The sequence below is a fragment of the Bradyrhizobium cosmicum genome (assembly GCF_007290395.2).
GTDB lineage: Bacteria > Pseudomonadota > Alphaproteobacteria > Rhizobiales > Xanthobacteraceae > Bradyrhizobium > Bradyrhizobium cosmicum.
Genome location: NZ_CP041656.2, coordinates 3843100 through 3862316, shown reverse-complemented (window position 1 = coordinate 3862316; position 19217 = coordinate 3843100). Strand labels below are relative to the sequence as shown.

General features: G+C 62.7%; 16 protein-coding genes and 1 pseudogene. 13 read left to right on the top strand and 4 right to left on the bottom strand.

Annotation, left to right across the window (positions count from 1 at the left end):
• The first annotated feature begins 24 nt into the window (after window positions 1-24).
• The 7 genes from aroQ to FNV92_RS18550 all read left to right on the top strand — a co-directional run bounded on the left by aroQ (window position 25) and on the right by FNV92_RS18550 (window position 6340).
• A complete protein-coding gene (aroQ, locus tag FNV92_RS18580) occupies window positions 25-507 on the top strand; it encodes a type II 3-dehydroquinate dehydratase (RefSeq protein WP_143845213.1) in 483 nt (160 codons plus the stop codon).
• A gap of 16 nt (window positions 508-523) precedes the next feature.
• A complete protein-coding gene (locus FNV92_RS18575; protein ID WP_143845215.1) occupies window positions 524-1180 on the top strand; it encodes a hypothetical protein in 657 nt (218 codons plus the stop codon).
• A 66-nt stretch (window positions 1181-1246) separates the two neighbouring features.
• Entirely contained in the window at window positions 1247-2968 is a 1722-nt protein-coding gene (locus FNV92_RS18570; protein ID WP_143845216.1) for an FAD-dependent oxidoreductase, read from the top strand.
• 146 nt (window positions 2969-3114) lie between these two features.
• Window positions 3115-3942: a hypothetical protein gene (locus tag FNV92_RS18565; protein WP_143845218.1), complete on the top strand. Its 828-nt coding sequence runs from the start codon at window positions 3115-3117 to the stop codon at window positions 3940-3942.
• A 107-nt stretch (window positions 3943-4049) separates the two neighbouring features.
• Entirely contained in the window at window positions 4050-4871 is an 822-nt protein-coding gene (locus FNV92_RS18560; protein ID WP_143845220.1) for a universal stress protein, read from the top strand.
• 109 nt (window positions 4872-4980) lie between these two features.
• On the top strand, window positions 4981-5817 hold the full coding sequence (locus FNV92_RS18555; RefSeq protein ID WP_143845222.1) for a universal stress protein: 837 nt from the start codon (window positions 4981-4983) through the stop codon (window positions 5815-5817).
• A gap of 34 nt (window positions 5818-5851) precedes the next feature.
• Window positions 5852-6340, top strand: a complete 489-nt coding sequence (locus FNV92_RS18550; RefSeq protein ID WP_143845224.1) for a CDP-archaeol synthase — start codon at window positions 5852-5854, stop codon at window positions 6338-6340.
• Here FNV92_RS18550 and FNV92_RS18545 read toward each other — a convergent pair.
• Genes FNV92_RS18545 through FNV92_RS18535 form a run of 3 tightly spaced genes read right to left on the bottom strand, consistent with a single transcriptional unit; the run spans window position 6321 to window position 9386 of the window.
• Complete coding sequence (locus FNV92_RS18545; protein ID WP_143845226.1) at window positions 6321-7286, bottom strand: metallophosphoesterase; 966 nt, start codon at window positions 7284-7286, stop codon at window positions 6321-6323. The genes FNV92_RS18550 and FNV92_RS18545 overlap by 20 nt on opposite strands.
• A 26-nt stretch (window positions 7287-7312) precedes the next feature.
• Window positions 7313-8428, bottom strand: a complete 1116-nt coding sequence (locus FNV92_RS18540; protein ID WP_143845228.1) for an SbmA/BacA-like family transporter — start codon at window positions 8426-8428, stop codon at window positions 7313-7315.
• On the bottom strand, window positions 8421-9386 hold the full coding sequence (locus FNV92_RS18535) for a 1-phosphofructokinase family hexose kinase (RefSeq protein ID WP_168213653.1): 966 nt from the start codon (window positions 9384-9386) through the stop codon (window positions 8421-8423). The genes FNV92_RS18540 and FNV92_RS18535 overlap by 8 nt, the downstream gene beginning before the upstream one ends.
• A gap of 194 nt (window positions 9387-9580) precedes the next feature.
• Here FNV92_RS18535 and FNV92_RS18530 point away from each other — a divergent pair, with 194 nt between their 5' ends.
• Window positions 9581-10921 (top strand): agarase, encoded by a 1341-nt coding sequence (locus tag FNV92_RS18530; RefSeq protein ID WP_143845230.1) that lies wholly within the window; start codon window positions 9581-9583, stop codon window positions 10919-10921.
• Window positions 10922-10942: 21 nt separating this feature from the next.
• Here FNV92_RS18530 and ppsA read toward each other — a convergent pair whose 3' ends face one another.
• Window positions 10943-13354: a phosphoenolpyruvate synthase gene (ppsA, locus tag FNV92_RS18525; protein WP_143845232.1), complete on the bottom strand. Its 2412-nt coding sequence runs from the start codon at window positions 13352-13354 to the stop codon at window positions 10943-10945.
• A gap of 502 nt (window positions 13355-13856) precedes the next feature.
• On the opposite strand from ppsA, the gene FNV92_RS18520 reads away from it, so the two are divergent.
• From FNV92_RS18520 to FNV92_RS18500, 5 genes and pseudogenes are all read left to right on the top strand, one after another.
• Window positions 13857-14891: an AraC family transcriptional regulator gene (locus FNV92_RS18520; RefSeq protein WP_143845234.1), complete on the top strand. Its 1035-nt coding sequence runs from the start codon at window positions 13857-13859 to the stop codon at window positions 14889-14891.
• A gap of 108 nt (window positions 14892-14999) precedes the next feature.
• Window positions 15000-15485 (top strand): hypothetical protein, encoded by a 486-nt coding sequence (locus tag FNV92_RS18515; protein WP_416377730.1) that lies wholly within the window; start codon window positions 15000-15002, stop codon window positions 15483-15485.
• Between the two features lie 24 nt (window positions 15486-15509).
• A pseudogene (locus FNV92_RS18510) lies at window positions 15510-16486 on the top strand (formylglycine-generating enzyme family protein).
• Window positions 16483-18159, top strand: a complete 1677-nt coding sequence (locus tag FNV92_RS18505; RefSeq protein WP_143845236.1) for an arylsulfatase — start codon at window positions 16483-16485, stop codon at window positions 18157-18159. The pseudogene FNV92_RS18510 and the gene FNV92_RS18505 overlap by 4 nt, the downstream one beginning before the upstream one ends.
• 57 nt (window positions 18160-18216) lie before the next feature.
• The gene (locus tag FNV92_RS18500) at window positions 18217-19215 is read left to right on the top strand and encodes an HAD family hydrolase (protein WP_143845237.1); all 999 of its coding nucleotides are present in this window, start codon (window positions 18217-18219) and stop codon (window positions 19213-19215) included.
• The last annotated feature ends 2 nt before the right edge of the window (window positions 19216-19217 follow it).

The window sequence follows — 19217 nt, the reverse complement described above, 5'->3', positions numbered from 1 at the left end:
GAAACGACAGAAGGAAGCGTGAAAATGGCCGCTCAGATCATGATCCTCAATGGACCCAATCTCAATTTTCTCGGTATCAGGGAGCCGCACATCTACGGCCGCACGACGCTGAAGGAGATCGAGGCGAGCTGTCAGGCCTTGGCTGATCAGCTCGGCGTCTCGATCTCGTTCCATCAGTCCAACATGGAGGGCGAGCTCGTCAGCCTGATCCAGTCGGCGCATGGCAAGGCGGATGCGATCATCATCAACCCGGCCGGCTATTCCTTCACCTCGATCGCGCTGATCGATGCACTGAAGATTTTCGAGGGACCAAAGATCGAGCTGCATATCTCGAACATCCACGCACGCGACGAGCTGCACCGCCATTCGATCACGTCGGGCGCCTGCACGTCCGTGATCTGCGGCCTCGGTCCCTACGGCTATCTCGCCGCGCTGCTGGCGGCGGTTCAGCGGCTTGGACAATTGCCCGGCACGATTCCGGCGGCGCTGCACGGGCTCAAGACGTAAGGGAGGATGAAGCGCGATGCGCGGAGCAGGATTTCTGGCGATCTGGAGCGATGTCGCGGCGCATGACCTGACCGATTACCGGCACTGGTTGACGCGTGAGCACACCACCGAACGCGTGACCACCAGGGGCTTCCTGGCATCGCGCGTCTTCCGCGCGGCGCGGGACGACATCAACCGCTTTTTCATCCTGTACGAGCTTGATACACCCGAGGTGCTCGATGGCGAGGCCTATCTGGCGCGCCTGAACGCGCCGACGCCGTGGTCGCAGCGCATCATGCCGAAGCTCGGCAACTTCATGCGGGGCGGGGGGGGCATGGTCGCTCGTGCCGGCCGGGGCGAGGGCGCCACCATCATGGCGCTGCGGATCGAGACCTTGCCGGAAAACCCGCAAGAATTGGCTGAGGCGCTGGTTGCGTGCGACGGGATCGCCGCCGTGCAGATCGGGGCGACCGACGAGGCGCGGACGTCGGTGCGAACAGCCGAAAAGGGCATGCGGAAGGATGAGGGCTTTTTCGAAGGAATCTTGCTGATCGAGGCGCTCGACGTCGCCTCGTTGCAGCACGCCTTGCGGCAGGCGCGCGCGATTGCACCCCACATCCTGGGACGGGCGAGTGAGCCGGAGGTCTATCAGGGCATGTTCTCGCTGGACGCGCGCATCGCGGATTTCAGTTGACGGCGGCGATCTCGCTTGCCGGCTTGACCGCGCTCGAGCCGCGTCGTGAGACAAGGGGAGCTCCGGATGCCGCAACGCGATCTCGCCTTCGACGTTGAGACCGATCTGCTGGTCGTCGGCGCAGGTGCGGCCGGAATGACGGCCGCGCTGGTGGGCGCGCTCGAAGGGCTTCAGGTCATCCTTTGCGAAAAGTCGGACATGGTGGGCGGAACGACCGCGACCTCCGCCGGCACGGTCTGGATTCCCGGCAACCGGCAGGGAGAGCGTGCCGGCACACCTGACACAGTTGCAGCCGCGCGCACTTATCTCGCCGCGATGCTCGGCGAGCACGCAGCTGACCCACGCCTCGACATGTTCCTCAAGGCGGGGCCTATCGTGCTCGATTATCTCGAGCGGAAGACGAGTGTGCGGTTTGCGGCGCCGCCGGTCCATCCCGACTACAAGAACCTTCCAGGTGCTGCGATCGGCGGTCGCGCACTCGGGGCCGTTCCCTTCGACGGCCGCAAGCTCGGTCGCGACTTTGCCCGCGTCAGGCCGCCACGCCGGGAGTTCATGGTTCTCGGCGGCATGATGGTCGGGAAGGCGGACATTCCGGCACTGCTGGCGCCCTTCGGCACCTTGACGAATTTTCGGCACGCCGCCGGTCTTCTTGCCCGGCATGCGCTGGATCGTATCAGTTACAGGCGCGGAACACGCCTGATCATGGGCAACGCGCTTGTCGCCAGACTGCTCGCAAGTATCCGCTGTGCAGGCGTCGATCTCAGGTTTGAGACGGGACTGAGCGACATCATCTGCGATGGCGACGAGGTCGTCGGAGCCGTGCTCTCGTCTCCGGCCGGAGAGATGCGCATGCGCGCCCGCAAGGGCGTGGTGCTGGCAACGGGCGGCATCGGCTGGAGCCGTGAACTCCGCGAACGACTGTTTCCGGAGGCCGCACACCGCTACTCCCTGGCGCCCCCGTCCAACACGGGCGACGGCATCCTGGCAGCTGAGCGCATCAACGCCGACATCGACAGCGATCTCGACAGCCCGGCGTTGTGGATGCCGAGCTCGGTGATGACGCATCCGGACGACCATGTCTCGATCTTCCCGCACATCATGCTCGATCGTGCCAAGCCGGGATTGCTTGCCGTCAACCCGACGGGCCGCCGTTTCGTCAATGAAGCCGACTCCTACCACGACTTCGTGGCCGCGATGCTGCGCTCGAACGCGTCGACCTCCGCAGCGGCGCCGGCGTTCCTGATATGCGATCGAACCTTCATCAGGGACTTTGGCATCGGGCTGGTTCATCCCGGCACCAAAGACCTGAACACGTACTTGCAGGCCGGCTATTTGATCGAGGGTGAAACCATCGATCAACTCGCGCACAAGATCGATGTCGACGGCGAACAGCTTGCCCAGACGGTGGAGCGATATAATCGCCACGCCCAAACCGGCATCGACGACGATTTCGGCCGTGGTTCGAGCGCTTTGAACCGCTTCAATGGCGATCCCCTGACCACGCCCAATCCCTGCCTGCGGCGGATCGGCCCGGGACCGTATTTTGCCGTCGCCGTATGGCCGTCGGACCTTGCCAGCAGCGCCGGCCTGCGCACGGATTCCTACGCCCGCGTTGTGTCTCACGACGGAAAGATTCTCCCCGGACTGTACGCAGCCGGGACCGATTCATCCTCCATCTTCCGCGGCACCTATCCGGGCCCAGGCACAATGATCGGCCCCGCCATCGTATTCGCCTGGTGCGCCGCCATGGACGCCGCAGGAGCGTTGCGTAGGTTTTCTCTTTACTGAAGGCTATCTGGCCAGGTCGAGTGCAGGTCTTGCCACATCGCATCCCGCATCGTAGGCCCGAGCCGTTCGCACGGCCTTCGCGGATGAACCTTTCCGCCCGACAGCGGCACAAAGACTGGAAATTGCTCGATGCCCACGGACATTTCATGAGATCGCTCGCCTTGCTCTGCCTGCTCGCCTTGGCGACACCCACTTATGCGGCCACGCCGGAGCAGCACTATCTCGACCTGCGCGATCGCTACATCGCAAAGTTCACGAAAGCCGAGGGGAACGACGAGACCTCCAAACAGCATGATGCGGCGCTGAAGGAGTTGACAGGCGTGCTGCGCGGCCTCGTGGGACCGGTCACGATCAAGGGTCTGCCGGCCCAAGGCAAATCGAACGTCGACACGCTCTACAAGGACGAATCGGGCTTCGGCCATCTCGACGGGCTTGGTTTCTCTTCAGACGGCGATACGTTGCAGGCCGTGGTGACCACGACTAATTTACTCAAGCACTGGCTGGCCGAGCACCGCGAGGACGGTATGCCGCAGGAGATCGACGCGGCATTCAGGTCGGACCGCTTCTATTACTACGCGATCCAGGACGCGGCCTTCGCCAAATACGCCGAGCTTCCGATCACGAAGCCCGCATCAGCAAGTGTCGCGGTTGCCGTGCTGGGCGTGCGCGGCAATGGCGATCTGAAGGGACCGCCGACGGAAATCGACGTGGTCGCAGTTCAGGGCGACAAGGTGTTCTTCCTCGCCACAAGCGACGCGGTAAAGACGGCTGAAATTCCGGCCTGCGAGAAGGTCTGGAAGCAGGCGATGGCGCGGCCCGTCAACAAGAAGAACCCACGCGGCGACATCGTCCGCGAAGACCAGGCCATGGACGCCTACACGAAGTGCTTCGCCAAGGAAGCGCCGAGCCAGGGCTGGTATGTGGCCGCCGTCAAGAAGGCGCAGCGCCAGCTGGACCTGCTGCCGCTGCGGTAGCTTTAGCTTATATCAGCGAGCCTGACGCAGGGCTGCTTGATTTGGGTCAAGCGGACTGGCGCAGGAGGTGCCAGAGAGGAGCAGCGTCAGTAAGCGGAGCAATGTCGATGACGATCGCCAGCGTGATGGTCTATGTCGATCCCGAGCAGCAGGCAGAAGGTCAGGTCCGTGTCGCGCGGGACGTTGCAAACAAGTTCGGGGCCACTCTGATTGGCGTTTCCGCCGTCGCGGTCGAGCCGCCGTTCGTTGCGGAGGGCGTCATCATCCAGGAGACGACCGCGGAAGATCTGAAGCGGATCAAATCCGCGCTCGCCGACAAGGAGCAATGGTTTCGTAGCGTGACCGGCCTGCCGAAAGAACGGGTCGAGTGGCGCTGCAGCGTGGACTATCCAACCGTATTTCTGGCCGACGAAGCGCGATCGGCCGACCTGGTGGTGATCAAGCGAACGCAACCAAATCTGAATCAATTCCATTTCGTCGATCCTGCCGAAGCGATGATGCGAATGGGGCGGCCGACGCTGCTTGTGCCTGATCATGTTCCGGCACTCAGTGCCGATCGCATCCTGGTCGGCTGGAAGGACACGCGAGAGGCGAGGCTAGCCGTGCGCGATGCGCTGCCGTTCCTTGCGCGTGCTTCGCAGGTGACCGTGGTTGAGATCTGCACATCGGATGAGCAGGACACGGCACGGCACCGGGTTCGCGACGTGGCGAAATATCTGCAGCGCCATGGCGTGAAGTGCCAGGTCGATGTGCGCGTGCATATGGCCGAGGCCGATGCCCACCAACTTGTGCGCGTGGCCAAGGAAGAGAGCGTTGATCTGGTCGTTACCGGGGGCTATGGCCACAGCCGGCTCGGCGAGTGGATGTTCGGAGGGATGACTCGCGGTCTTCTGAACGAGGCGCCAGTCTGCGTGATGATGTCGCATTAGCGTGCCATACAAGCCAACCGGGTGCCTGGCAGTCTAGCATCGGCTTGGGGCCGATGGCGCTGAGCATGTGTCGGCTTCCTGGCTGGAAATTGCAATTCTGGAGACTTCGATGGCTATCAAGGACATTCTGCTCACCCTGCCCAGCTATCCCGATCCGACGCCGGTTTCGGTGATCGACCGCGGCGTGTCGCTGGCTTCACTCCTTGGCGCCCACATCACGGCGATCTCCTGCGAGGTCCATGTGCAGGTTCCCGGCAGCTTCCTGTCCGGCGCCGGCAATCTCGGGGCGATCGTGGCCAGCGAGGCCCGCAAGAGCAAAAGCAACGCACAGGATCTGCTTGCGGCCTTTGAATCGGCCGCCCGCAAATCCGGCGTGCTGCACGAGATCATTCTCGAAAATTGTCTGACATCCGAGGTGCCGGACCTTCTGGTGGAGTATGCGCGGCTACGGGATATCACCATCGTGCCGGTGCCGGAATCCTACGACCAATGGCATGCTGAAGCGATCATCTTCGGGGCAGGGCGACCAACCCTGGTCGTCCCGGAAGCTCCGGCCGCGCGCCCCTTCGAACTGAACAGGGTCATCGTCGCCTGGGACTTCAGCCGTGCCGCGGCACGTGCGGTCTCCGATGCCATCCCGATCCTGGAGAAGGCGCGCGAGGTCTGCGTCCTTACGGTCACCAACGAGAAGACCATTCCGAGCCGACGCTCGTCGTCCGAACTCGCCAAGAACCTGTCGCGCCATGGAATCGAGGTGGTCGTCGAGGAGGTCGATGCCGCAGGACGTGCCATCGGCGACGTTCTCGCAGCGCAGATTGCGGTCCGCAGCGCCGATCTCCTGGTCATGGGCGCCTACGGTCATTCCCGTCTCCGGGAGTTCGTGTTGGGAGGCGCGACCCGGAGCATCCTGACGAAGCCTCCGATTCCGGTGCTGTGCTCCCACTGACCAGCAACGCGCCTCGCAAACGACGGCCAGCCCGATGTCCGTGGTGCCAATCCTCCAGGCGCTTCTGCTCCTGACGCTGGCGAATGGAGCGCCGGTCGTCGCCAAGAAGGTCTTTGGCTCTCGCTTCGCGCTACCGCTGGATGCGGGGGCTTTGCTCTTCGACGGTCGCCCTGTGTTCGGCACTTCGAAGACCGTTCGCGGTATCCTTGCATCGGTTGTCGCAACTGCAATCGGCGCCGCCTTGCTTGGCCTGCACTACGAACTCGGCAGCTTGGTCGCGATCGTCGCCATGGCTGGAGATCTGTTCTCCAGCTTCCTGAAACGGCGCCTGAACCTTCCCTCCAGCAGCCAGGCGATCGGATTGGACCAGGTCCCGGAATCGCTGTTCCCGCTGTTGGCTTGTCGGGTCGCGCTCTCGCTGAGCTACGCAGACATCTTCGTCGCGGTCTGGATCTTCTTCGTCGGCGAACTCGCGATCTCCCGCATCCTGTACATGTTGCGCGTCAGAGATCAGCCCTATTGAGACGATCTGCGGTCCGGCACAGCCGGTGCAACGTGATTTCCGGTGGGCAGTTGAAACGTACGGCCACGACGCTGGACCCTGCGCCCACCGACGTATAGCCGACCATGTCGCGATGGCGCCAGGCGCCGGAGCCCATCCGGCGCGGCAACACCGAGTCGAGCGTGATTGGGATCGATCCCGGAAGGCAGACCTGTCCGCCGTGCGTGTGTCCGCTCAAGAGCAGATCAAAGCCGGCATGTGCCGCCTGTCGATAGATTTCCGGTGTGTGGGACAGCAGGATCGAAAATGCGCCATCAGGGACCTGCGAGCCGACCTTCTCGATGTTGTCCACCCTGAAATAGTGTGCATCGTCGATCCCCGCGACAAATATCTCCTGATCGCCGCGTTTGATCGTCACACACTCGTTTTGAAGCATCCGGATGCCCATCGCCTCCAGGCCCGGCAGCATCCTGATTGTGTCGTGATTGCCGAGCACGCCGAGGATTGGCTGCTTGAGGTGAGCCGTGACCCGGGCCATGCCCTCCAGTGCGGCATCGAACTCTCCGAACGTCTTGCCGCGATAGTCGCCGGTCAGAACGCACAAATCATAGTGCAGCCCGGCCACCAGCTCGACCAGGCACAGCATGGCTCGCTGGCTCATATCGACGTGAGTATCGGTGATGTGAAGGATCGTGAAGCCGTCGAACGCAGCCGGCAAATGCGCGCATTCGACATCGTTGTGCTTGACGACGACGCGCTCGGCATTTCGGCGACCGCGCCAATAGAGCCCGGACAGCTTGAGAATGGATCGTATCAACGCATGAACGGAGTACCAGTTTTCGATATGAAAGAAGTTGAGGCCCTGGCCAAAGATCTGCGCCTCATGATCGGTCTCGATTCCAAGCCGCTGCCGGGCGTGTATCCGCCCCAGGCGCTCCTCCAGTTTCGAAACCAACGCGTCGTCCATCTGATTTGCCTTCCGGTTCGCTGCGATCAATTGCGCGAACCCGCAGCCCTGTCATCCGCGGGGCATCTATCGACCTTGTCCAGAGCAAGAAGGAGCGATGCAACGCGGTTGGCCGACGCCGCCCATTCCGCAAGCTTCGGGTAGTTGTCCGTAAACCAGTTGCAGGCGTTTTGCACGGCAACGAAGGCCGCTGCCGCCTGGACGACCTCGCCAAGCAGCATCGTACCGGCAACGTATTTGGGCGTGCAGAGCAGCAGGCCGATCACTGGCGTCAGCAATGAATTGGTGTGGGATACCACCGTCAGGCGCATCAGTTGCCAGCAATAGGCCAGCCACGAGGCAATTACGGCCTTGAGCGCAGCGCCGGTCGCACGAATTCCATCCTCGCCGTTCGCCTCGGGCAACCTGTTCTCTCCACTTTCGCGCAAGTGCGTTCCGATGGCCCTGAGCTGGGCTTCCGCCCGCTTGTTCTCCTCCAGGACCTGCGTCAGCCGGCGGCCGATCAGCATCGTCATGGCTGCCACGATGAGCGAATAGGCGACGACGGCAACCACGAGATAGCCCGGAATGGTCAAGCTCACGCCGGCCGCTTCGATCGCAAGATTGCCGCCAACTACCCAGAGGATCCCGGTAAAGGTGGCTGCCGTCAGGAGAGAGGAAATGAGGCCAAGAATGAGATCGACGGGCAGGTCCGTTGCCAGTCTGCCGTCCTCGGCGATCCGATATTCGGGGGCTTGGTAGTCTCCCGCCACGGCATTCAATCGCACGAAGCGATCCCGCTCCAGCCAAGTGCGGTAGAGTTCGGTGCTGAGCCAGGCCCTCCATTTCCGCTGCAGCGTCATTCGCCCCCAGACGGAGAAGACGGCGAGCGAAAGGCTGGCCGCGACCAGCGGCATGAATCGCAAGGCCTGGGTGAGAAGCTCCTTCCCATCCTTGCGTTCGACCGCGTTGAAAAAATCGCGGTTCCAGAAGTTGAGCGAATACTGAGTCAGCAATTGCAGAAGAACCGTGGCAATGAGCAGCACGGTGAGAAGCCAAGCCCAGGCAGCTGACTTGCCTGCCCAGAAGCCGCGCGCGTTCTTCCAGAAGCGCAACAGCAGCTGCCGCTCGTCCGGTGATTGATATCCCTGGTTGCTAGGCATGATCGCCGGCGATCGCTGTGACGTTCACGCTGGAAGCGAGGCGATGAACGTCGGCTCCGAGGCAAAGCCCGGTTCCCGGACTGAGCAGCGCAGCCGAACCACCGGCCACGCCATAGCGCAGGGCGGTCTCGAGCGGTGCGCCCTCTGCGAGGCGCGACACCATCGCTCCCAGGAAGCTGTCACCGGCGCCGGAAACACTGACGAGCTCGATAGGCAAACCCTCTGCTCGCAAGGCGATGTCGCGGGTCAGGAGCAGGGCCCCGCCGGGGCCCATGGACAGAGCGATGATCTCGATGCGATAGCGATCGAACAGGCGGCGGCCCGCCTGGATGAGCGATGGCTCATCGGCGCTGCTGATCCCGGCCAGATCCTGAAACTCCCGAAGGTTGGGCTTGATGAGATAAACGCCCACATCCAAAGCGGCTTTCAGTGAGGCGCCGGACGTGTCCACGATGACCTTCGCGGGTCCTTTTGCTGCCTGGGCCACCCTGCCGTAGAAATCAGCCGGAACACCGGGGGGCAGGCTGCCGCTCGCGATGACGAATGCAGCCTGCGGACTGATGCGCGCAATTGCATCTAGGCATTGCTGCCATTCGAATTCACTGAGCAAGGCGCCTGGAAAGACCAGCCGAAATTGCTCCCGGGTCGTCTCGTCGAAAACAGTGATGTCTTCCCTTGTGTCGTTCGACGTCGGGATCACGATACTGCGTACGGCTTCGCGTTCAACCAGTGCCGCAAGGGTTTGCCCGGTGGCGCCGCCGGCTGGATAGATTGCGGTCGCCTCGGCACCGAGCCGGTTCAGAACCCTGGCGACGTTGATTCCGCCGCCGCCGGGATCGCGCTGAGCTTCCGCACAGCGCATCTTGGTGAAGGGCAGCATCTTCTTGACCGAGGTCGAGATATCGACAGCCGGATTGATGGTCAGCGTCACGATCTGCACGGGCGGTGTCTCAGCCAAGGCCTTCGTTCTCCATCAGTGCGCAAAGGCCCTCGATCAACCTGCCATCGGACCAGACTCGCTATGACGCGGCCCTGGATTGCTTCAGGCATTGGTAGGCACGCAGGTTCCGGATGGTATTGAGATAGGTCAAGAACCCGCGGCAGGACCGTGCGATGGATTAATCATCCTTAGTCTGCTGCCGGGGTCTGCACTTGCGAAGAACGAAATGGGGAGGGGTCGTCGACGACGGCCTCAGCGGGAGCGGTTTCTTCCGCGTTGCCGAGCGCGATGGCGTGTTCTGGCTCGTCGATCCCGACGGCGGCCGCTTTCTCTCCAAGGGGGTCAATACCGTCCGCTTCGATCAGGACCGCATTGGCCGCACTGAGCGCGTGCCCTATGCCGAGGCCTGCCGAGCCAAATACGGCAGCCTGCAAGCGTGGCGTGCCGCTGCTGCCGACCGGCTGGCAAGCTGGAAATTCAACACGGTCGCCTGCTGGTCGGACGAAGGCGTCGCCAGTGCGGGGGCGCAATTGCTGACGATCACGCCGATCAGGGAGCTCGGCGCATCCTTTCGCCTGCACCGACGCGACCAGATATTTCCGGACGTCTTCGACCCGGAATTCTCGGCGCATATCCGCACGAGTGCCAGGGAGCGTTGCACGCTTCGCCGCAACGATCCCGGCCTGCTCGGCACCTTCATCGACAACGAACTGTATTGGTCGACCGACGCGCGAGGGCCTGACGAGCTCCTCACGCTGTTCCTGAATTTGCCGTCTCATCGTCCTGGCCGGCTTGCTGCCATTTCGAGGCTGCAGGCGCATTATCGGGAGTTCTCCCAGTTCAACGCGGTCTGGCGCACACCGGCGCGATCATGGGAGGAGCTTGGAAGGATCGATCGTGTTGCGCCGCCGTTTGTCAGACTGCCGCCGGGAGGCCTGAACGACTCGCTCGAAACCAAAGCCAACCTCGCCGATCCCGCGCGCGAGGCGTTTGCGGCGGATTGTGATGCCTTCGTAGCCGTCGTTGCCGACAAATATTTCGAAGTGTGCGTGTCGGCGATCAAGGCGGTAGACCAGCATCATCTCGTGATCGGCTCCCGTTTCGGCTGGCAACCGCCACGGGGCGTGATTGCCGCGGCCGGCCGCCACCTCGATGTGATCTCCTTCAATTGCTACGAATTCGATCCCGGCCCGATCATCGACGCCTATTCCGCAGCCGGCAAGCCGTGCCTGATCTCCGAATTCTCCTTCCGCGGCGACGACGCCGGCTTGCCCAACAGCAGAGGGGGAGGGCCGCGGGTGGCCACCCAGATCGAGCGCGCCCGCGCCTTCGAGCGATACGTGACGGCCGCGCTCAGCAAGCCGCACGTGGTCGGCTATCACTGGTTCGAACATGCCGACCAGCCGGTCGAGGGCCGCTTCGACGGCGAAGACTCGAACTTCGGCACGGTGACCATCGAAGACGAGGTTTACAACGAGTTGACCACGACGATGACCAGGGTCAATGCTGCGGCCGAACGCATTCACGCCGCCGCGCTTCCGGCGGTCATCTGATCGCTGCAAAGAGCGGAAGCGTCAGGCGCCTGATTTGGCCGGGTTGGTTTCGGCATCGAGCACCACGGCCATGGTACGAAACACGCTGGATGGGTTGACGCTGATCGAGTCGATCCCGAGCCCGGTCAGATAGCGCGCAATCTCCGGATAATTCGCCGGCGCCTCGCCGCAGATGCCGACATGGCGACCGTTGCGCTTGGCACCGACCACGGCCAGCCGGAACATCTCCAGCATTCCCGGATCGCGCTCGTCGAAGTCGAAGGCCACGATATCGGAATCCCGGTCCACGCCCAGCGTGAGCTGGGTGAGGTCGTTGGACCCGATCGAGAAGCCGTCGAACAGTTCCGAAAAAGCATCGATCTGGATGACGTTATTTGGAATCTCGCACATGACATAGATTTCGAGACCGTCTTCGCCGCGCTTCAGTCCATTGGCGGCCATCGTCGCGATCACGCGCCGGCCTTCCTCGACGGTCCGGCAGAACGGCACCATGATGCGCAGATTGGAAAGACCCATCTCCTTTCGCACCAGGCTGAGCGCCGCACACTCCAGCGCAAATCCTTCCGCGTAGGCGGGGTGGCTATAGCGGGACGCGCCGCGGAATCCCAGCATCGGATTCTCTTCCTTCGGCTCGAATCCTTCTCCGCCGACCAGGCTGGCATATTCGTTGGTCTTGAAGTCGGACAGCCGCACGATCACGGGCTTTGGATAGAAGGCGGCGGCGATGGTGCCGACGCCTTCCGCGAGCGTCTGAACGAAGAAGTCGCTCGGGCTCCTGAAGCCCCGCGTCAGGCGCGCGATCGCGGCTCGCGCCTTGGCCGACTTGACCTTGTCCGGCTTGAGCAAGGCCATCGGGTGAACCCCGATATGCTCACTGATGATGAACTCCATGCGGGCGAGACCGACACCGGCCTGCGGCTGCATCGCCGTCCGGAATGCCATCTCGGGCGTTCCGACATTGACCATGATGGCCGTGCGCGGCTGCCTGAACTCGCTCGCCGGCGTCCTCGTCACGTCGAAGGCGACCGATCCCTGATAGACGCTTCCGACATCGCCTTCGGCGCAGCAGATCGTGACGTCAGTCCCGGTCTTGATCTTTTCGGTCGCGCCTGTGGCGCCCACAACGGCGGGGATTCCCAGTTCTCGCGCCACGATCGCTGCATGGCAGGTGCGACCGCCCTTGTCGGTGATGATGCCGGCCGCGATCTTCATGACCGGCTCCCAATCGGGGCTGGTGGCCGGCGCGACCAGGATCTCGCCCGGCTTGAAAGCAGCGAGGTCGCGCGCGGTTGCGACACGGCGCGCACGTCCCGACGCGATCTTCTCTCCCACCGCACGGCCGCTGACCATCACCGGGCCACGTCCCTTCAGATTGTAGGTCTCGTAGAAACTTGTCGCACGCCGCGAGGCAACCGTCTCGGGCCGGGCCTGGATGATGTAGAGCTTTCCGTCGACGCCGTCCTTGGCCCATTCGATGTCCATCGGCATCGCAGCGCCGGCGTGCTTGGAGTAGTGGGCTTCGATCAGGACCGCGCTCTCGGCGAGGCTCAGCACCTCCGGATCGGAGATACAGAACTTCTGGCGTTCGGCTTCGGGGACGTTGCGGGTGAGCGTCGCATGCTCGCCGCCACGCTTGCCGTAGATCATGCGGATCTGCTTGGCGCCGAGCCGGCGTCGCAGGACACGGCGATATCCCTGGCTCAGCGTCGGCTTGTGGACATAGAATTCGTCCGGATCGACCTGGCCTTGCACGATGGTCTCGCCAAGGCCGTAGCAGCCCGTGATGAACACCACGTCGCGAAAGCCGGATTCGGTATCGAGCGTAAAGACGACGCCGCTGGCCGCCAGATCGGAGCGGACCATCTTCATCACGGCGACGGAGAGCGCGACCTTGAAATGATCGAAGCCGTTGTCGATGCGGTAGGAGATCGCGCGATCAGTGAAGATGGACGCAAAGCAGCGCCGGCACGCTTCGAACAGATCCTTTGGCCCGCGCACATTGAGAAAGCTCTCGTGCTGGCCAGCAAAGCTCGCCGTCGGCAGATCCTCGGCGGTCGCCGAGCTGCGTACCGCGACGGCAGCCCCGGTCCCGGCCTCGCGTTCGAGCTGCCGATATGCCTCCACGACCTGCTCGCGGAGGAGGGGGGTGTCCATCGCCTCGTAGATGATCTTCCGGGCCCTCGCGGCCCTGCTGGCGAGTTGCCTGATGTTGCTCTTGTCGATCCCGTCGAGCAGCTTGTGCAGCTCGTCCGCGACATTGCCCCGCGACAGCGCGTCGCGATAGGCATCGGCCGTGATCGCAAAGCCGTTGGGGACCGCGATCCCCTGTGACGCGAGGACGGAGTACAGCTCGCCCAGCGAAGCGGTCTTGCCGCCCACCAGATTGACGTCGGCCAGGCCGAGTTCAAGGAAAGATTTGATGTATTTCGACATGGGAGGCAGCAAATCACGTGGAGACTTTCCACGCTTGAGGCAGGTCAAGCCTGCAGCCATATGCGGCCGGACACAGGACATGCACCCTGGGCGGCCGGGATGGCCGACGAAAGCACCCATGTCGGGAGCTTCCCGGCGTCGGTTGAAGAAACGATGTGGGGAAGACGCCGCACGGCGAACCTTTCGCAGAGCCAATCAACGCAATGAAACTGCGAGACGTCGAGCCTCTGGAACCCGCTGCAATCTTGCGACCAATCGGCTTCTTGCCGCCACGGGCATAGCCTCCTAAGGTCGATCAAGGCCGGTGATAACAACGCGTGCGTGTCATTGACGAAGGAGAGTGGTCAGCCAGGAAGTGGAACATCTTGGAGGCAGATAACGCATCGTGGCGCTTCTGCGGCGAGGAAGCGCCTGGGCGGCTTAAACCCTCCAAAACGAACCGCGACCTCACAGCGCGCTGCAGTCCCGGCGACACGATGCCACCAATACGAGGGAGGGAAAAATGGGACGGGCCTGGTCGACGCAGGACGACGCTCGTTTACACGTCCACTCCGAGCGTCTCGACAGCATCGAGAGTCTGAGGAATCCGATCGGGAATTCGCAGATCGAAATCGTCCAACTCGGACGGGGACGGTTTTCCGGTGAGATCATGCACGGGCAGATCAAGGATATCGCGTTCAGTCTCGGACACTTTACCCTACCGGTGCGAGCTACCGGCGTGTTCAGCCGCGACAAGCTCGTTATCGGAACTCTCCTGAACTGCTCGGGGGCGTCCCGCAGCTTGGCCAACCTCGTCGTCCCCGGAGACGTTCTCGTCCATCCACCGGGGTGCGAGCACGACAGACTTTACGAAGCCGCTGCACACTTCGCCGGCCTCATGTGCAATCCCGCCGAACTTCCGGATCTGTTCGCAGCCGAACAGGAGGTTTCGGATCCGGGGTTCTGGGCAAAGCGGCGGCACTTCCACTTCGCCCGGCAGCGCAGGACTTCTCTTGAATCGCTTTTGACGCTTCTTGCGGGCAGGCTCCATGATGGCTGCATCTCTCCGGGGAGTGCCGCGGAGTATTGGAAGCGTGCCGTCTTGGACGCCTTCATCGGCCCCGTCGCTCTAGAGCCGGCGGCCGGCGAGGAGAGGGCGATCCCGAGCTCGATCCGGATCGTGGGGGAAGTTGAAAGATACCTTGAGGAGAACTGCGATCGGGCAGTCCACGTCTCGGAAATCTGCGAGAAGATCAAGGTAAAGCGGCGAACTCTGTATAGGGCCTTCGAAGAAGCCGTCGGGACGGGACCGATCGAATTCCTGAGGGCGAAGCGACTGTCGATGGTCCATCTGCGCCTGCGTCAGGCAGACACCCGCAAGAGCGGCGTGGTCGAGATCGCGACTGAGCTGGGCTTCCTGGAACTTGGCCGCTTCGCTCAGCAATACCGTGCGCTCTTCGGCGAATATCCTCGCGAGACGCTGCGCCGCAACGGTCGCCAAAAGCGGCCGGATCAGGAAAAATCATCCGCTCCTGACGATTTGGCACGATTCGCATAACGCCGAGATCGAGTCCAAAGCTATCCTGCTTACACGCCCATCGCGCAACTGCGCGTCAAAGGACGCTAGTTCGGCCCGGGGAGGGCGTTCCCGGAGGGAATTGTAAGCATGCGTGACATGTTTGGCAGCGCTGTCTGTCGGTCGATCTCGATCCCGCTCATCACCATTTCGCTGGCGGCTTTAACGCTCGAACCAATCGCGGCGGCGCCGCTTCCTCCCGCAACAGTCGTCCAGGCGCCTGTCGTGTCACCGCCCTTGGTCGAGGTGCGTGCCGTAGCCCGTGGCGGACGTGCTGTCGTCGGCCCCCGAGGCGCAGCCTACCGCGGCCGCACCGCGGTGGTTGGACCGCGGGGCAATGTTGCGGTGCGTCGAACGACAGTGGTCCGTCCCGGCTATCACGGTGGTGGCGTGCGCTGGGCTCGTCCCGGCTGGTATCGCTGGCCAGCCGGCGGCGCGATCGCCGCAGGCGCGGCGATCGGCTTTGTGACCGCCGCGACTGCGGCTGCGTGGGCAGGTGCCGCGCCTGCGCCGGGGATGTGCTGGTACTACACCGATCCGTCCCGCACCCAAGGCTTCTGGGATTACTGCCAGTAGCCGCGCAGCGGATCGGGCGCCATCATGTTGCAGGCAGAGATCGATCATAGTCGTCAAGGTGAGGCGTCGACCGACGACATGGTCTGGATTTCCGGCGGCACGTTCCGAATGGGGTCCGACGATCACTATCCCGAAGAAGCTCCGAGTCACCGCGCCGCCGTGGACGGCTTCTGGATCGATCGCACGCCGGTGACCAACCGGCAGTTCAAGGCATTCGTAACGCGACCGGTCATGTCACGACGGCGCAGATCGTTCCGGATCCGAGGGAATATCCCGGCGCTCGTCCGGAGATGATCTATGCGGGGTCGCTGGTGTTCTCGCCGCCCTCCCGGGTGGCCGATCTCTGCGACTGGAGCCAGTGGTGGACATTCATGAAGGGGGCCACTTGGCGTCGGCCCTATGGACCCAAGAGCAACATCAAGGATCTGGATGACCATCCGGTGGTCCACGTGTCCCACAGTGACGCGCTGGCTTACGCGACTTGGGCCGGCAAGGATTTGCCGACCGAAGCGGAGTGGGAATTCGCGGCGCGCGGTGGGCTCGATGGCGAAGATTTCGCCTGGGGCAACACACTCAATCCAGGCGGCCGGCACATGGCCAACACCTGGCAGGGCATCTTCCCGCTGGAGAACCGCTGCGAGGACGGATTCGAACGCACCTCGCCGGTGAAGGCCTTCCCGCCCAACGGATACGGCGTCCACGATATGATCGGCAACGTCTGGGAATGGACTGCCGACTGGTGGTCGGCCCGGCATGAAGCCGATGCGCAGAAGCCTTGTTGCATTCCGCAAAATCCGCGCGGAGGTCCCGAGAGCGCCAGCTTCGATTGCTCTCAGCCTCACATCAGGATCCCAAGGAAAGTTTTGAAGGGAGGCTCGCATCTTTGCGCGCCCAACTACTGCCGTCGCTACAGGCCTGCGGCGCGCCATGCGGAGCCTATCGATACTTCAACCAGTCACGTCGGCTTCAGATGCGTCGTTAGAAATGGGAGTGAACGATGACCAGGAAGAGTCTGCCGCTGCCCGACCGTCGCAGCGTTCTCTTGAGCGGGACGGCGCTAGTTGCGGCCACGATGGCCACCGATGCATTCGCACAGGTCCAACCGGCAACGCCAGGCACTCCGGCCGCGGGTCCCGCTCCGTCCAGTCGCAGGCCTAACATCCTGGTCATCTTCGGAGATGACATCGGCCAGACCAACATCAGCGCCTATTCCTTCGGACTGATGGGCTATCGCACGCCCAACATCGACCGGATCGCCAAGGAAGGCATGATGTTCACCGACTATTATGCGGAGCAGAGCTGCACGGCGGGGCGCTCATCGTTCATTACCGGCCAGTGCACGCTTCGCACCGGGCTGTCGAAGGTCGGTATGCCCGGTGCATCAGTCGGTCTGCAAGACAACGACGCCACCATCGCCGAACTGCTCAAGCCAATGGGCTATGCCACCGGCCAGTTCGGCAAGAACCATCTCGGAGACAGGAACGAATATCTTCCGACTGTGCACGGTTTCGACGAGTTCTTCGGCAACCTCTACCACCTTAACGCCGAAGAAGATCCGGAATCGCGCACGTATCCGCGCGACACGCGCTTCCGCGACACGCTCGGTCCGCGCGGCGTTCTGCGCTGCAAGGCGACCGACCGGGACGATCCGACCGAGCACCCGCGCTGGGGCCGAGTCGGTAAGCAGACCATCGAAGATACCGGCCCCCTCACCAAAAAGCGGATGGAGATCATCGACGACGAAACGTCGGCGGCCGCGATCGATTTCATGCAGCGGCAGGCGCGGGCGAACACGCCCTTCTTCTGCTGGTTCAATACGACCCGCATGCACTTCCGTACACACGTGCGAGATTCGCATCGCGACCAGCCGGGTCTGACATCCAGAACCGAATACGCCGACGGCATGATCGAAACGGATGTGACCGTCGGAGCCGTCCTGAAGGCACTCGACGATCTCGGCATCGCGAACGACACCATCGTCCTCTACACGACGGACAACGGCCCTCATCAGAACTCCTGGCCCGATGCCGGAACCACCCCTTTCCGCAGCGAGAAGAACACCAACTGGGAGGGCGCATTCCGCGTCCCGTGCATGATCCGCTGGCCGGGTCGAATTCAGCCCGGCTCGATATCGAATGACATCGTGAGCGGCTTGGATTGGCTGCCGACGCTCCTTGCCGCAGCTGGCGATCCCGAGATCAAGAGCAAGCTGCTCAAGGGGCATCAGGTCGGTGGCAAGACGTTCAAGGTGCACCTCGACGGATACAATCAGCTTCCGTATCTCACGGGTCAGCAGGCGAACAGCGCACGCAAGGAGTTCGTCTACTTCAACGACGACGGCGACCTGGTAGCCATGCGCTACGAAAACTGGAAAATCGTATTCGAAGAGCAGCGCGCCAGCGGTACGCTGCGGATATGGGCTGAGCCGTTCACAAAGCTGCGGGTACCGAAGATGTTCGACCTGCGCTCCGATCCCTACGAACGCGCCGACCTGACGTCGAACTCCTACTACGACTGGTTTACTTCGAATCCCGCGCCTTTCCTGGCGTCACAGGCCATCGTCGGACCTTTTCTCGCGACCTTCAAGGAATACCCCCCGAGCCAGCGGCCGTCGAGTTTCTCTATCGATCAGCTTATCGAAAAGATGCAGAGGAGCCTGGAGCCCGCACATTAGCATTGGACGTCGGACGGTCGGCGGACCGGCTGTCCCTCGGCATCGAGGAGCTAGTCCATGAATTTCACTCGCCGCTTCACGCTCGCTGGGCTGCTGGCCGTGCTTCTGCCTGTTTCGGCGACGGTCGCTCAGGTCGATCCGTTGCCGTCGTGGAATAGCGGTTCCGCAAGGCAGGCCATTGTCGATTTTGTCGGGCGGGTCACGCGCGAAGGCAACCCGGACTTCGTGCCCGTGCCAGAGCGCACCGCCGTGTTCGACAATGACGGCACGTTGTGGTGCGAGCAGCCTGAATATTTCCAAGCCGCCTTCGCGCTCGACAGCGTCAAGGCAATGGCGCCAAAACACCCCGAATGGAAGCAGCAGGAACCATTCAAGTCGTTTCTCGCCGGCGACAGGACAGCGCTGGCCGAACAGGGCGAGCAGGCCCTGCTGACGCTGGTGACCGCCGCGCATAGCGGCATACCCACGGATGAGTTCTCAAAATCCGTTGCCGACTGGTTTTCGACCGCACGGCATCCGCGCTTCAACCGCCCCTACAACGAGCTCGTCTACCAGCCGATGGTCGAGCTATTGGCGTATCTGCGCGTCAGTGGCTTCAAGACCTTCATCGTATCAGGTGGCGGCGTCGAGTTCATGCGGGTGTGGGCCGAGAAGGCCTACGGGATTCCGCCTGAGCAAGTCGTCGGCTCCTCCGGCGTCACGCAATACCAGCTCGATGCCGCGGGAAAACCGTCGCTGCTGAAGACTGCCAAGGTGCAGTTCATCGACGATGGCCCGGGCAAGCCCTCCGGCATCAATATGATGATCGGTCGCCGCCCGATCCTCGCCTTCGGCAACTCCGACGGCGATCATCAGATGCTGCAATGGACCATGGCGGGATCAGGCGCGCGCTTTGCCGGCCTCGTGCATCACACTGACGAGGTGCGCGAATACGCCTACGACCGGCAATCGAAGGTCGGCAAGCTTGACAAGGCCTGGGACGAAGCCAGGGCGAAGGGCTGGACCATCGTGGATATGAAACAGGATTGGAAGACCATCTTTCGTGAGAAGCCTTGAAG

Bases quoted from the DNA above. Each gene is read 5' to 3' on its own strand.
- FNV92_RS18545 (WP_143845226.1), bottom strand. From the start codon at position 7,286: ATGGACGACGCGTTGGTTTCGAAACTGGAGGAGCGCCTGGGGCGGATA.
- FNV92_RS18565 (WP_143845218.1), top strand. From the start codon at position 3,115: ATGAGATCGCTCGCCTTGCTCTGCCTGCTCGCCTTGGCGACACCCACT.
- FNV92_RS18500 (WP_143845237.1), top strand. From the start codon at position 18,217: ATGAATTTCACTCGCCGCTTCACGCTCGCTGGGCTGCTGGCCGTGCTT.
- FNV92_RS18555 (WP_143845222.1), top strand. From the start codon at position 4,981: ATGGCTATCAAGGACATTCTGCTCACCCTGCCCAGCTATCCCGATCCG.
- FNV92_RS18570 (WP_143845216.1), top strand. From the start codon at position 1,247: ATGCCGCAACGCGATCTCGCCTTCGACGTTGAGACCGATCTGCTGGTC.
- FNV92_RS18520 (WP_143845234.1), top strand. From the start codon at position 13,857: ATGGGACGGGCCTGGTCGACGCAGGACGACGCTCGTTTACACGTCCAC.
- aroQ (WP_143845213.1), top strand. From the start codon at position 25: ATGGCCGCTCAGATCATGATCCTCAATGGACCCAATCTCAATTTTCTC.
- FNV92_RS18505 (WP_143845236.1), top strand. From the start codon at position 16,483: ATGACCAGGAAGAGTCTGCCGCTGCCCGACCGTCGCAGCGTTCTCTTG.
- FNV92_RS18560 (WP_143845220.1), top strand. From the start codon at position 4,050: ATGACGATCGCCAGCGTGATGGTCTATGTCGATCCCGAGCAGCAGGCA.
- FNV92_RS18550 (WP_143845224.1), top strand. From the start codon at position 5,852: ATGTCCGTGGTGCCAATCCTCCAGGCGCTTCTGCTCCTGACGCTGGCG.
- FNV92_RS18575 (WP_143845215.1), top strand. From the start codon at position 524: ATGCGCGGAGCAGGATTTCTGGCGATCTGGAGCGATGTCGCGGCGCAT.
- FNV92_RS18540 (WP_143845228.1), bottom strand. From the start codon at position 8,428: ATGCCTAGCAACCAGGGATATCAATCACCGGACGAGCGGCAGCTGCTG.
- FNV92_RS18515 (WP_416377730.1), top strand. From the start codon at position 15,000: ATGCGTGACATGTTTGGCAGCGCTGTCTGTCGGTCGATCTCGATCCCG.
- ppsA (WP_143845232.1), bottom strand. From the start codon at position 13,354: ATGTCGAAATACATCAAATCTTTCCTTGAACTCGGCCTGGCCGACGTC.